We start from the raw sequence: 14,088 nt of genomic DNA, 5'->3' as shown, positions 1-14,088 counted from the left end.
CTAAGATTCGGAGGAAAACTAACAATGAAAGACGGCTTGGAACAACAACCGAATCACAATCTGCCCTTTTGGCCGATTATGATTGCGATATTTTTTGGATCTTTTGTTACTATTCTAAGCATGAGTACAATTAATGTGGCTCTGCCGATACTCATGCAGCATTTCAATGCTGAACTGAGTACGATTCAATGGACGATTACCGGATTTATGCTTGCGACCGGTACGATCGCCCCTTTAACCGGCTACTTGGGTGAACGATTCAGCTACAAGCGGTTATACATGGCGTCCCTAATTGGATTCACAGTGTCCTCTTTGTTGTGTGCGATTGCTTGGGATACAACTTCTTTGATTGCCTTCCGGATTGCGCAAGGCGCTTTCAGCGGACTGGTTATGCCTGCTACGATGACGATTATTTTTCAAGTGGTGCCGCGAGAGAAGCAAGCCTTCGCAATAAGCCTTTGGTCGCTATCCGCAATGCTCGGCCCTGCGTTCGGACCTACCTTGAGCGGTTGGCTTATCCAAAGCTTCAGTTGGCATTGGCTATTCTTAATGAATGTGCCTATTGGAATTATCTCGATTGTTCTAACTATTAAATTAATACCGTTTTACCGGCTTAATGTGCCCAAATCCCTGGATGTCCCTGGCCTATTGGCTGTTATGGGCGGCAGTTTGTCACTCCTCATTGCATTCAGTAAAGGGAACAGCTGGGGCTGGTCCAGCTGGGAAACCTTATCGATGCTAGGGGCTGGAGTTATACTCTTAATCCTGTTTGTTATCCGCGAGTTGAATACGAGTGTTCCATTACTGAATTTACGTGTATTTACCAATTTGAGGTACTCTCTGACTTTGATCATCAGTTGTATTATTACGATCAGCCTATATTCGGGTACTTACTTAACACCGTTGTTCTTGCAAAATATTCAACATGTCACCCCGCTCGACACTGGTCTTATCTTGCTTCCAGCTTCTCTGGCTATGGCCTTCTCTATGCCTATCGTCGGTAAGTTATACGCTAAGGTTGGCCCTATGCTGCTGATGATCATTGGCATTCTACTAATCGGCATAGGAACTCTCGCCTTGAGTTGGCTAAGCGTAGACATTCCGCACAGTTACATTGTGCTCTGGATGATTGTGCGTAACCTTGGGATTGCAATGGCCACTATGCCTGCAAGTACAGCTGGAATGGAGCAGATTCCAATCACACTGTCTGGACATGCTTCCTCCATCAGCAACTGGGTGCGTAACGTACTAGGCTCGTTCTCGATCGCCCTGTTCACCGCCATGCTGGGCTCCCGCATGACGGTGCATGTTGCGGATCTGACTCAGGAATCTACCCCACCTGATGCTGTATCGATCCAATTGGCTTCTTTTACAATGAGCGTGAATGATGTGTACTTGTTAGCCACCTTTGTTGTGCTGCTTGGACTGCCCCTGTGCTTCTGGATTCGCAAAAGACAATTGGCGCCAAAACCCGCCACGACCGCTAACTAATAAGTCGCCTAAACGGAACCAAATCTGGGCTCCTGCATATGATGATCATGACTAAATACGGAGGTGCATTTCATCATGGTTATCTATGAGGCCAAACCCGATTGCCAAAAGGTTATCAAACAAGCCAAGGAAGAAGCGTACCAAGCTTGCACACAATACGTGAACCGCTTCGTCCGCTTACAGCGGCTGAACGGAGATACGTTTGAAGGATACATCGTACATGTTGACCCGGAATTCGTGTACTTGTCCATCCCTCAAGAGGCTGCAAGAGGCTTCTATAATCCTTACTACGGAAACTATTATTACAACAACACCGTATTGCCGCTTGTTTTGTTCGACTTGTTGGCGATTACCTTGCTGCTGTAAGCGTTTAGCAAGAAGGAGTCTGGCTATCCTAGTGATAGTCAGACTCCTTCTTGCTATAGCCAAGATTCTGGCTTATTCGCTACAGTTTGAATTGTCACAATAATCACACAATTATTCAGACCGCTTTCTGGAATTTCCAACTATAATAATCTAGAAAGAGAACCCATTTCTAGAAAACTATAGCACGTTCTGGAGAGGAAGTGCGGTCTTGCACCACTTGAAAAAACTTGTTCTTACATTCCCCCTGCTCCTCTCATTAATCGGATGCCAAGAGGTACCGGTAACAGATGCCGTTACTCAACCTTCTCTATCAACCGTTAAAGCTGAACCTGGAAACTTGATCATGAGGTTCAGGAATGACGGAATGGCCGGTCATGCTGATTATTTGACTCAGGAGCTGGTTATCGATCCAGGTTACTACTCCAAGAATGACCTACGCCGCGGTGACGTGGTCTATTTGAGTTATCCAGAGCATCTCATTCAGAAAAATCCTAATATAGGGGAAACGAATATCCTTCGAGTCATTGCTCTACAGGGAGAAACGGTTGAGATTCGCAAAAGTCACGTATACATTAATGGAAACAAATTGGAGACGTTCTACAGCAAGCCGCCGGGTCCCGATTTAGAGGAGCTGAAAAAACAGGAGAACTACAACGATAAAATCGCCGAGAATGAAATGAGCAATAATCAACGTCGCATTCGAAATTACGAAATGATGAATATGCAACCCTTGCTGGTCCCGCAAGGCAGCGTATTCCTTCTGGGAGACAACCGAGGTCGTGCAACAGACAGCTTTTCCATCGGAACAATCCCGATCGATCATATCGGTGGAAAAGTAATGGGGCACTTGGATAAGCATGTCTGGGAAGTCAGTTCGACGTTCACTGTCACAATGCCGAATTCCACAGGCAGTGTCAGTCCCTTGCAGTTACGCGGGGAAAAAGACAAGCTGGCGATTGTTGACCAGCCCATTATTGCACGAAAACCTTACCAAAACTACTGGTTCTTCTGGGGTAAACCCGAAGAGCTAGACGGTATACCGCAGATCATAGCAGTCCATCAAGGCAACGAATTGAATCGTCGTGTCGTTTTTGCAGCCGGGGGAATGAGCGGTCCTATAACGGGAACCTCAGACGGACATATTCCGCCCTCCAATATGATTATTCCCGAACCGGGATTATGGCGTCTGGAAGCCTACATTGGCGATCAATATTTCGGCTCCCTTGTCGTGAACGTGCAAGTAAACTCAACGGATCCAACTCCTTGGAAACTGCGGCGATAACCTTAATCGATTCAAGTCTTCGATCTCTCCTTCAAATATTCGGAAGGGGTCTTGGCGTAAATGCGTTTGAACAACCTTTGGAAATAAGACACATCTCGATACCCTAACAGCTCTGAGATTTCACCTACGGTAAGTAGAGAATCCCGCAATAAGTATACGGCCGATTTCATTCTTACTGCGTGAACATATTCGCTAATCGTCTGGCCCGTTACTCTGCGAAACACAGATGCCGCATAGTTCGGGCTTTTCGAGATGCATTCCCCCAGCACCTCCTTCGTTACCTTTTCCCGATAATGCTCCTGAATGAAAACTTTCATCCGTTCGGCATGCCGCTGGATTTCCGACGAAACCACAGCTCCATCAAGCTCTCTATTCCATAAAGCCAGCATCTCCAACAAGACCGCCTGCCCTCTTATTCCGGAGTACGCTTCTTGCTCTTCCCATTCTGTATAACTCCGTCTAATCCGCTCCAGTATGAACTCATACAAGCCCGTCTTAGCCTTCAACCATTCCTTGCTCTGCAAGATAGGCAGTCCATACGTTTCTTTCTCCATCCCCTCAAATACAATCACATACTTCTCATGTACGACCGTAGGGATTCCTTTGGCATAATAAACTGTGTTCGGAGGAATGAGGAGGATATCCCCTTTCTCAACAATGACCTTTTCATGATTAATCCAATATACACATTTGCCATAACTCACCAATATAAAAAAAGCCTTACCCAGGTTCTCATCACACTGCTCGTACCAGTCCATTCCTTGATCCCGGCGAATATCCATTACCTGCAACATAACAGAGCTCCTTTAGCACATTCAATACTATACTACATGATACGTACTATAGTTCATTTTCACTCGAAAAGAAACGAATTACAATAGGATTCAAACTAACTTTTGAGGGACGAGGCATAACGATGCGAAAAACGAAAATGGTATGCACCATGGGTCCTGCTTGTGACTCGGTGGATATTCTAAAAGAAATGATTGGCCATGGAATGAACATTGCTAGGATCAATATGGCTCATGGTGAATTGGAGGATCATCTTTCCCGAATCAACCGCGTGCGTGCCGCTGCCAAGGAAACCAATACGATCATTCCCATTATGATGGACATCAAAGGACCTGAGATTCGGATTGGTAAGCTTCAAGAGGCTCGTTACGACCTGCTCGCCGGGAGCAAACTCACCCTTACAACCGAAGATATTGTTGGAGATGCAGAGCGTATTTCCGTCAACTACACGGAACTGCCCCTTGTCGTGAAACTGGGCGATAAAATATTAATCGATGATGGCTTGATCGAATTAAACGTAGAGACCGTAACAGATACAGAAATCCATTGCCAAATTATCAATGGCGGACCTATCAAACCCAGAAAGGGAGTTAATCTGCCGGGAATTCGCACTACGTTGCCAGGCGTAACTGAGCGGGACATTCGTCATATTGAGTTCGGTGTCCAACATAAGATCGACATCATTGCGATGTCTTTTGTCAGAAAAGCCGATGATGTGCTCTCCGTGAAACATCTGCTTGAAGAACATGGATTCGGGCATGTTCAGATTATTTCCAAGATAGAGAATCTAGAAGGTATTGAACAGCTGGATGCTATCATTGAAGTTTCCGATGGAATAATGGTCGCTCGCGGTGATTTGGGAGTGGAGATCCCGGTTGAGGATGTTCCCATTATACAGAAGACAATGATTGAGAAATGCAATAAGGCAGGAAAGCCCGTTATCGTTGCCACTCACATGTTGGATTCGATGCAAGTTAACCCAAGACCTACCCGGGCAGAGGCTAACGATGTGGCTAACGCGGTTATGCAAGGCAGCGATGCTGTTATGTTATCTGGCGAGACGGCAGCAGGTAAGTACCCTGTCGAGTCGGTACGCACAATGGCTTCCATTGCAGGGAAGGCGGAGACTCAATTCGTGCGGCACTCGCAGAACAGAGGCTTACAGGCACTTACAGTAACCGAGGTGATCAGTCAATCAGCTGTGAACGCGTCTTATGCCCTGCAAGCGAGCGCGATCTTAACACCGACTGAGAGCGGATTTACAGCTAGAATGGTTTCCAAACAGCGCCCCGCAGCACCCATAATCGCAATCACGCAAGATGATAATGTACTAAGCCGTTTATGTCTGGTCTGGGGTGTATATCCGGTCAAGGGCAACACCTCCGATTCTACAGATGATCTATTCCGCTCTGCTATTAACTGCGGCTTAAGCACGGGAATGATTCAGGAAGGCGATACCGCAATCATTACTGCGGGTGTGCCTATGGGCAAGACTGGCGCAACAAATTTGATCAAAATTTTGCAAGTTTGAGACTATATATGGAAAAGGCCGTTCCTGGGGAACGGTCTTTTTATCTAGTTCAATCGTTACTGATAAACATTATTGATCACATATAAATAATTTAATAATTATCATTTATTGAAATAGAATAATATAATAAAGCTATGGTAAGTGAATGGAACGTTACTTAAGGAGGCTTCTCTATGATAGCAAAAGGATTGGAAGGTATTATTGCTGCTGAAACCCATATAAGTTTAGTTGACGGATTACAAGGACTTTTACTATTTCGAGGACATCGAGCCCGCGATCTGGCAGTAAGATACACATTTGAAGAGGTTGCATACATGCTGTGGAATGGAAAACTGCCAAATGAGGATGAAAAGCTGGAATTCCATAACCGATTAGCCGAATATCGGACTCTACCATCCTATATTAGACAAGTGCTGGATGCTCTACCTTCTGAGACTCCGATGATGAGTGTTCTGCGGACAGCAGTCTCAGCCATGGGCGATAACAGATTCAGCTGGCCTCCGACCGTCGAACAAGCTATGCAGATTACTGCGCTAATCCCTTCCGTGATAGCTTACAGGTTCCGCAAACTGCAGGGCAAGCCTTATGTCGAGCCGCTGCCGCAGCTTCATCACTCTGCCTGCTATTTGTACATGCTAACAGGAGAGCTTCCATCTGTCGCCCACACTCAAGCCCTTGATGCATACTTGATCCTAACAGCTGAGCACGGTCTGAATGCCTCCACCTTCGCCAGTAGAGTAGTTTGCTCCACAGAATCAGACATGATATCTGCCGTAAGCGCTGGGATCGGGGCTATGAAAGGCCCGCTGCATGGCGGTGCTCCTTCTGAGGTTATCGCCATGTTGGAGGAGATCGGGACAAAGGATCATGCTGAAGCCTGGATTCGCAGTAAACTAGATAACGGCGAGAAGCTGATGGGCTTCGGACATCGCATATACAAAACAATGGATCCAAGAGCAGAGGCATTGCGCGAAGTAACCTCTCGTTTGAATGCGGATGACCCCTATTTTGACTTTGCCTTGTATGTAGAGAAAATGGCGATCAGCCTGTTGGAAGAGTATAAACCAGGTCGTAAGCTCTATACGAATGTCGAGTTTTTTGCCTCTGCCGTATTAAAAGCCGTCAAGCTCGATCCGACCTTGTTCACTCCTACCTTCACCGCAAGCCGAGTAGTAGGTTGGACTGCACATGTCTTAGAGCAAGCCGAGAATAATAGAATCTATAGACCGCAATCACGGTATGTAGGGGTTATGCCCGAATAGTCCTATTTCCGCATTGTCTATATAATAAAGAAGACTCCGTCTACAGCAAAAGCTGTAAGCGGAGTCTTCTTTTCGCGGGCAGAGCCCTGTCTGTTCCTAACCCTCGAATCCTTTTATAGGCTCCAAAGGTGTCTTCGCATGACCGTATGTATGCTTTTCTCCATGAACAGGAGCCGCCCAATGAACGGCATTAGAAATGACACGCAACACATTCTCGTTGTAATAAGTCGGGTAAGTTTCGTGACCTGGACGGAAGTAGAATATCTTCCCTTGCCCACGATGGAATGTACAGCCGCTGCGGAATACTTCTCCACCTTCGAACCAACTCACGAATACCAACTCATCCGGAGCCGGAATATCAAAGTGTTCGCCGTACATTTCTTCGGACTCCAGCTCGAAATACTGACCAACCCCAGCTGCAATCGGATGAGAAGGATCGACAACCCAGAGACGTTCTTTCTCTCCCACAGCACGCCATTTCAGATCACAGCTCGTTCCCATCAACCTTTTAAAAATTTTGGAGAAATGACCCGAGTGAAGAACAATTAGTCCCATGCCTTCCAGAACACGCTGTTGAACACGAGTCACGATGTCATCGGAAACGCCGTTATGCCCCTTATGCCCCCACCAGAGGAGTACATCCGTTGCTTGAAGCACCTCTTCTGTCAAGCCGTGCTCCGGCTCTTCTTGTGTCGCAACCTTGATCTGCACTCCATCTTTGGCAATCCCTGCAGCAATAGCCCCATGAATACCGTCCGGGTATAACTTGGCTACAACCTCACTGCTTTTCTCGTGCAAATACTCATTCCAGATCGTAACGCGCAACATTGTACACAACTCCTCGTTCATATTATGGATTAGTTCCAAATGACCCAAACTATAAATAAAACAATCATTATCAATTGTAATATAATTTTGACAACCACGCTCGATAAAAATCCGACCAAGGAGCCGACCCCGACTTTCAATGACTGTTGAACATTCGCGCCCGCCAACAACTCACCGATAACAGCCCCAAGAAAAGGACCCACGAACAGCCCTACGCCAGGGATTACAAAAGGACCGATAATAATCCCGATCGTGCTCCCGATAACAGAAGCTCGCGATCCGCCAAATTTCTTCACACCTAACGCGCTCACCAGGTAATCCGCAACGATCACTCCGATCACGATCGAGGTTTGAAATAACCAGAACCAGAAGCCGAACTCGTCAAAGCCGAGGCACAAGCCGTATACGAAAAAAGCTGCATAAATGGCCAACACGCCTGGCAGTATAGGGAAAACAGCTCCAGCCATCCCTACCGCAAACAAGGCAATGACGAGAATCCATCCTATAATAGCTAATGTCATCTGAATCGACTCCTCCCGAATACAAGTAAGATGGTTGCCACACCTAAGTAATGATTATTGCGGGCGTTCTACACAAGGATATGCTCACGAATAATTTTGGCAACAGCATGCTCTTGGTTCGTAACGGTTACAAGATCGGCCGCGCGCTTAAGCTCTTCTTGCGCATTCCCCATCGCTACACCAAGACCAGCAGCACGGATCATAGCCATATCGTTCAAGCTATCTCCCATCGCTACAACCTCAGACATGGAGTAACCGAACAGCTTGCAGACTTCTTCAATTCCGCTCGCCTTGCTAATTCCTTTAGGGTTGATTTCAATATTGTGAGGATGTGAATTCGTAAGCTCGAACTCTCCCCATTCGCCCAGAGTATCCAGGATTTTTATACGGTTTGCATCATTCTCGGTATAATAACCGAACTTGAGCCATTCTGTCGTTTCCAGCTCTGACGGATCCCAATTCTCTTTGTTGTGAACTCCATTGACGGAATAGCTCCAGAACCAGGTATCGTATTCGACTGCCATCTCATGCAAGCGGCGAATCCACTCCACCTTCATCAGATGACGCTTCAACAATACGCGGGGTTCTCTCCAGACTTCACTGCCGTTTACAGATACAATTGGGGTCTTCAGCCCAATCAGGTCCGTGTAAGGATACACTTTTTGAACACCGCGGCCAGTGGATAGAATAACCGTAACACCGGCGTCCAGAGCCTTTTGGATCCATACCTGATTGTCTTCCGAGATCAATGCCTCTTCATTAAGAAGAGTTCCATCCATGTCAAGTGCTAGCAGCTTATACGGTCCCATGATGCTCCTGCCCCTCTCTAAATGCCACTCTTATTCTATATTTGATTGTTTCTTCTTAAGAACCTGTAGATTGCCTTTGCAGTCGACTAAGGCTAGGTACATCCTGCATATACGTCGTATGCCACAGACTGAACACATATACGGCCCAGATGAGTCGCGCGTAATCGCCCTGACCTGCTGCATGTTTGTCGAACATTCGCTCCACAACACTCAGATCGAACCACTCGCTTATGTTGCTGGAACGAATCTGCTCCCGCATCATAGCACCTTGCGGTCCTTTCAGCCATTGTCTGAGCGGTACAGGGAAGCCAAGCTTCGGACGATTCAAGATGAAGTCAGGGATAATCCCTTCCATAGCTTTGCGGAATATATACTTGGTTGTTCCTTCAGCCAGCCGGTATTCCATAGGAATGGTTCGTGCGAACTCGAACAACTCCTTGTCCAAGAATGGAACGCGAAGCTCTAAGGAATGTGCCATCGTCATCTTATCGGCTTTCATCAGAATATCGCCAGGCAGCCATAAGTTCATGTCGATGTATTGCATACGCGTCACCGGATCTTGATGAGCCGTCTTGCTGTAGAACTCGCCAGCAACTTGCCATGGGCTGCGATAAGACCGCAGCCGCTTGCTATCCAGCTGCAGCAGCTCCGCCTTCGCGGATTCGCTGAACAGCTTGGCATTGCCAAGAAAGCGCTCCGTAAGCGGAGTCGTCCCGCGCAGCAAATAATTCCTGCCGCTCATCCCTTCCGGCAGGAAGCGAACCAAGCGGTGCAAGAGCCGCTGTGCGGGCACCGGCAACCAACTCAGCGGCCGAAGCGATAACGGCTCGCGATAAATGCGGTAGCCGCCGAACAGTTCGTCGGCGCCCTCACCCGAGAGCACGACCGTCACATGCTGACGCGCCAAGCCGGCCACATGATAAAGTGCGATTGCCGACGGGTCAGCAACTGGCTCATCCTGATGCCAGATCGCTTTCGGCAACACACCGAAGAAATCATCAACATTAATCATCTTCTCATAATGTTGTGTACCAAGAGCTTCCGCAGTCTGTCTTGCGATGACCGTCTCGTTATTCGGTCCTTCAAAGCCGACCGAGAACGTCTGGATCGGTTCAATCGCTCGCATATGGGCAGCAATAGCCGTTGAGTCGATCCCGCTCGACAAGAAACAGCCGCGTTCCACGTCACTGTGCATATGATGCACGACGGAATCCTGCAGCTTGGCTCGAAGCTCCTCTACTACATCGCCAAAAGGGCGCTTAACCGGCGCAAACATCGGATCCCAGTAACGGCGAATGGATAAGCGGCCATCAGCCGTAACTTTAATGGTGTGTGCTGGCGGAAGCTTCTTAATACCCGCGAACATGGTCTCCGGCTCGGGAACATATTGAAAGGTCAAGTATTGAAGCAGACTATCTTCATTAAGACGGCGTTCCATCCCTTCCGCACTTAGAAGGCTCTTAATCTCGGAGCCGAACAACAGCCTTTCCCTATTCTCGGAATAATAGAAAGGCTTGATCCCAAAATGATCCCTGGCCCCGAACAATTCCCGACGCTTACGATCCCAGATGACGAATCCGAACATCCCTCGCAAATGATCGACGCACTTCTCCCCATACTCTTCATACAAGTGAATAATGACTTCCGTATCGGTATGCGTCTTGAACTGATGTCCCCTCGACAACAGATCTTCTCTCAGACGTTGATAATTATAAATTTCCCCGTTGAATATAATCCAGACCGAATCATCCTCATTACTCATCGGTTGGTGGCCTTCTTTAATGTCAATAATCGACAATCGGCGAAATCCAAGACCAATCCCTGGATCAGTCCAAGTACCAGAATCATTCGGCCCCCGATGTTCAATTACATCCATCATTTGTTTAAGCATAGGAACGGATGGTTCCCTTTGATCAAAATATAAGACACCTGTAATGCCGCACATAAACGTTATTCCTTTCCAAAAGCAATTGTACAACTAATAATTTAGTATATCATACTCCTGTCTTTGATCGGAAACAAGGCTGGATTCGCTCTCGAAGAAAACTTAAACTTTTCAAGACTGGGAATTTTTAGTACACTGGAGATGCATGAAATTCGACATTATATGACACAAAAATACATAATTCTCGCGTATTTTAGCATAATGGCTTTTTTTCATAACATAATGTCCTGTCCTTTTGCAGGATTTCGTTTACAATAGGATTACAAGTAGGCAGGTTAAACCAAAGAAGAATAACATGCAGATTTTATTTTCGATTGTGAGGTTGGAATGATATGTTGGACTTAGAGCATTTATTACTAGTTACTTTAGTTACCTCCATTCCGTTAACTTTCGCATGCACCCTTCTAAGTTTTTCATTCTGGGGGATTTCCATCAGAACCTATTATCCGCACATAATAGCATTTGCCATCATTCACTCCATTGTGATTGATATTCTGTTCTTTACGCTTCCAGTATACTTCCGACCCATAAATGTTCTTGTTACTTTCTTAACTCTAATGTTGTTGATGTTTCCAGCTTTGTCAAAGAAAATGCGCATTACGCTAGGTCTAACTATTATTCTAGTAGCCATATTAGTAGAAGCGATCCTTTCTGTCATACTTATGCAATTCTATCCATTAGAAATAATCAACACCAGTTTCATTCTTTTAAGCTCCAGTTACTGGCCTGCTTGTGTTTTGCTGGTTCTATTATCAGTTTGTATGACTAAATACAACATTCATCCAGGTACCTCCATTCTCACTTTTGTAAGACGTAGACGAGATCGTAACATACCAGCACTCATGTTGTTTTTTTTCACGCAAATATTCTCCAGTACATTTCTTCTCGTTTTTAGAAGAGTAGGCTCTCCTGATCCAAAATTTATTGATATATTACTTACTTTTACTGCTATTCTCACACTAGCCACCCTAATCCTTGTCCTGAAATTATTCACCCAGGTCAAGAACGAAGCAGTTAAATCAACGCAACAGTTCTACATCGACGACATCAACCGAATGTTCACCACTGTGCGTGGACAACGACATGATTTCTTGAACCATGTTCAGGTCATCTCTTCGCTCCTTAAGATGCGCAAGCTAGACGAACTCGACAAGTACACCAAAGAATTGATTGGGGAAACGACCGAGATCAATGAAATTATGAACATTGGGAATCCAGCATTAGCTGCTCTCATCCAAGCCAAATCAACCGTTGCCTTTGCGAATAAAATTCAATTTATTTTTGATTGTACCGGAATGGAAAGCTCTGCTCTTGGAGTAAAGTCCATTGACCTGATCAAGGTGCTGGGGAATTTGTTGGATAACGCATTCGATGAAGCTATGCACCTTCCTCCGGGCGAACGCACGGTTGAATTATACTGTTTGACTGAAAAGAACCATCTACTCATCCGGGTTAATAATCGAGGTTCATACATCTCGGAAGACATTCAAAGGAATTTATTTGTGCCAGGTTTCAGCACTAAGCCAGGAGAGCATCACGGACTGGGTCTTCCAATTGTCAAAGAAAGAATAGATTACTATCAGGGTACCATTGAAGTTCAGAGCTGTCGTGAAGAAGGTACATCCTTCCATATTCGCATACCTCTGAAACATGCTATTTAGCTTAAGGTGCACACCAAACCATTTTTCAATAAACTTGCTCAGTGAGGGATTTTTATGTTGGAGTATTTGTACGATGCTTTTAAAATGATCATATCCGTTACCATCCCACTTGGTTTCACATCTGCAGCTTTAGCTTTTTCATTCTGGGGGATCCCGGTTAGGCCGAACTTCCGCCGAATGTTGGCCTATACAGTACTTTCTTCTATTATTATGGACCTGATGTTTTTCGTTCTCCCTTATTACCTCAGGCCACTAAACGCTATATTCTTGTACTTGTTGTTTATTTTCTTGTTGTTTCCTGGTATATCGAAGAAAATTCGCCTGACCATAGGGATTTCTTCCTTTGTTGTATCAGGTTTAGTCGAGACGATCGTAGGGACCTTTATTTTACAATTTTACCCTTTAGAAAAAATGCAACAAAATTCTATTATACTAATTCCTTTTTTCTGGCCTGCAACAGCATTAGTATGGCTCCTATCATGGCTTATGGAAAAATATAAATTACACCCTGGGGTTTCGATTCTTGCTTTTATTAAACATAAACGAGATCGCAAAATCCCTTCTCTTATGCTTTTTTTCGCCACACAAATCTTGCTAATTGTGTTTGTTTTCTCCTATAGAAGAACAGATTCACTCGACCCTAAATTCATTGACACTATCCTTATCATTGCAGCCGCGTGCACCTTAGTCACCCTTATTCTTGTTCTCAAAGTTGTCACCCAGACGAAGAATGAAGCGATCAAAATGACTCAGGAATACTATATAGATGATATTAATCGGATGTTTACAACGGTACGGGGACAAAGACATGATTTTATGAATCACGTACAAGTCATCTCTTCCCTTGTCAAAATGGGTAAGAAAGAGGAGTTGGAGAAGTACACGAACGAATTGGTAGGGGAGATCACGGAGATCAACGAGATTATGAGCGTAGGCAACCCAGCATTAGCAGCGCTTATTCAAGCCAAATCCGCGGAAGCCATCTCACACAAAATCGATTTCGCATACGATTGCTCAGGATTTAAAAGCTCTTCTCTTGGATTTAAATCGATCGACCTAATAAAAGTAGTGGGGAATTTACTTGATAACGCATTCGATGAAGCCCAATGTCAGCCTCCCGAAGAACGTAAAGTAACGTTAGAATGTAGAACAGACCAAAGCTATTTGATCATTTCCGTTAAAAATAAGGGTTCCTATATCTCAGAAGACATCCAGAAGAAACTTTTCCAGCCAGGCTTCAGCACCAAATCTGGCGAAAACCGCGGACTTGGATTGTCAATTGTACTAGACAGAATCGAATTTTATCAGGGGATAATAATGGTGGAGAGCAGTCACGAACACGGGACCTCCTTCAACATTCGTATTCCTGAGAAAAAAGCTCTTTAACCTGTGCGTGAGAATACCTGCTCCCGTGCCCACCTTGCTTAGAAAAGCGGGGAGCGGGACTCCACTTTTAACTGCAAAAGCTGCAGGTAATTTTCTAGGATTGAGGGATTATACCAAAATACCTGCATTTCCTACCGTTAATTGTTTTAAATCCGGCTCATTCAGGTAAAAGTCTCATAATTAAATGTAGCTTTTACAGTAATAATTCAAATAG

12 protein-coding genes are annotated in these 14,088 nt (G+C 45.4%); 7 read left to right on the top strand and 5 right to left on the bottom strand.

Annotated elements, in window-relative coordinates; genetic code table 11:
• Positions 1-24: 24 nt before the first annotated feature.
• The 3 genes from AC58QD_RS16835 (at position 25) to lepB (ending at position 3,139) form a co-directional block, all read left to right on the top strand.
• On the top strand, positions 25-1,491 hold the full coding sequence (locus AC58QD_RS16835; RefSeq protein ID WP_497335259.1) for a DHA2 family efflux MFS transporter permease subunit: 1,467 nt from the start codon (positions 25-27) through the stop codon (positions 1,489-1,491).
• A 75-nt stretch (positions 1,492-1,566) separates the two neighbouring features.
• Positions 1,567-1,857: a hypothetical protein gene (locus AC58QD_RS16830; RefSeq protein WP_497335257.1), complete on the top strand. Its 291-nt coding sequence runs from the start codon at positions 1,567-1,569 to the stop codon at positions 1,855-1,857.
• 208 nt (positions 1,858-2,065) lie between these two features.
• A complete protein-coding gene (lepB, locus tag AC58QD_RS16825; RefSeq protein ID WP_497335255.1) occupies positions 2,066-3,139 on the top strand; it encodes a signal peptidase I in 1,074 nt (357 codons plus the stop codon).
• A gap of 11 nt (positions 3,140-3,150) precedes the next feature.
• Here lepB and AC58QD_RS16820 read toward each other — a convergent pair whose 3' ends face one another.
• Positions 3,151-3,933, bottom strand: coding sequence for an AraC family transcriptional regulator (locus AC58QD_RS16820; RefSeq protein ID WP_497335253.1), 783 nt, complete (start codon positions 3,931-3,933; stop codon positions 3,151-3,153).
• A 122-nt stretch (positions 3,934-4,055) separates the two neighbouring features.
• Here AC58QD_RS16820 and pyk point away from each other — a divergent pair, with 122 nt between their 5' ends.
• Both pyk and AC58QD_RS16810 read left to right on the top strand, forming a co-directional pair.
• A complete protein-coding gene (gene pyk, locus AC58QD_RS16815) occupies positions 4,056-5,462 on the top strand; it encodes a pyruvate kinase (RefSeq protein ID WP_497335251.1) in 1,407 nt (468 codons plus the stop codon).
• A 173-nt stretch (positions 5,463-5,635) separates the two neighbouring features.
• Positions 5,636-6,724 (top strand): citrate synthase/methylcitrate synthase, encoded by a 1,089-nt coding sequence (locus AC58QD_RS16810; RefSeq protein WP_497335249.1) that lies wholly within the window; start codon positions 5,636-5,638, stop codon positions 6,722-6,724.
• Positions 6,725-6,820: 96 nt separating this feature from the next.
• Here AC58QD_RS16810 and AC58QD_RS16805 read toward each other — a convergent pair whose 3' ends face one another.
• The 4 genes from AC58QD_RS16805 to asnB form a co-directional block, all read right to left on the bottom strand.
• On the bottom strand, positions 6,821-7,552 hold the full coding sequence (locus AC58QD_RS16805) for a ThuA domain-containing protein (RefSeq protein WP_497335247.1): 732 nt from the start codon (positions 7,550-7,552) through the stop codon (positions 6,821-6,823).
• Between the two features lie 29 nt (positions 7,553-7,581).
• Positions 7,582-8,073, bottom strand: a complete 492-nt coding sequence (locus AC58QD_RS16800; RefSeq protein WP_497335245.1) for a DUF456 domain-containing protein — start codon at positions 8,071-8,073, stop codon at positions 7,582-7,584.
• Positions 8,074-8,141: 68 nt separating this feature from the next.
• A complete protein-coding gene (locus tag AC58QD_RS16795) occupies positions 8,142-8,882 on the bottom strand; it encodes a Cof-type HAD-IIB family hydrolase (RefSeq protein ID WP_497335243.1) in 741 nt (246 codons plus the stop codon).
• Between the two features lie 55 nt (positions 8,883-8,937).
• Complete coding sequence (gene asnB / locus AC58QD_RS16790; RefSeq protein ID WP_497335241.1) at positions 8,938-10,827, bottom strand: asparagine synthase (glutamine-hydrolyzing); 1,890 nt, start codon at positions 10,825-10,827, stop codon at positions 8,938-8,940.
• A gap of 332 nt (positions 10,828-11,159) precedes the next feature.
• Between asnB and AC58QD_RS16785 the strand changes: the two genes are divergently transcribed.
• Entirely contained in the window at positions 11,160-12,488 is a 1,329-nt protein-coding gene (locus tag AC58QD_RS16785; protein ID WP_497335239.1) for a sensor histidine kinase, read from the top strand.
• Positions 12,489-12,542: 54 nt separating this feature from the next.
• Positions 12,543-13,874 carry a sensor histidine kinase gene (locus tag AC58QD_RS16780; RefSeq protein WP_497335237.1) on the top strand — a complete coding sequence of 444 codons (1,332 nt, stop codon included), beginning with the start codon at positions 12,543-12,545 and terminating at the stop codon, positions 13,872-13,874.
• Positions 13,875-14,088: the final 214 nt, after the last annotated feature.

The sequence above is a fragment of the Paenibacillus sp. J2R1T-4 genome, assembly GCF_059692235.1.
This window is presented reverse-complemented; position numbering and strand designations above follow the sequence as displayed.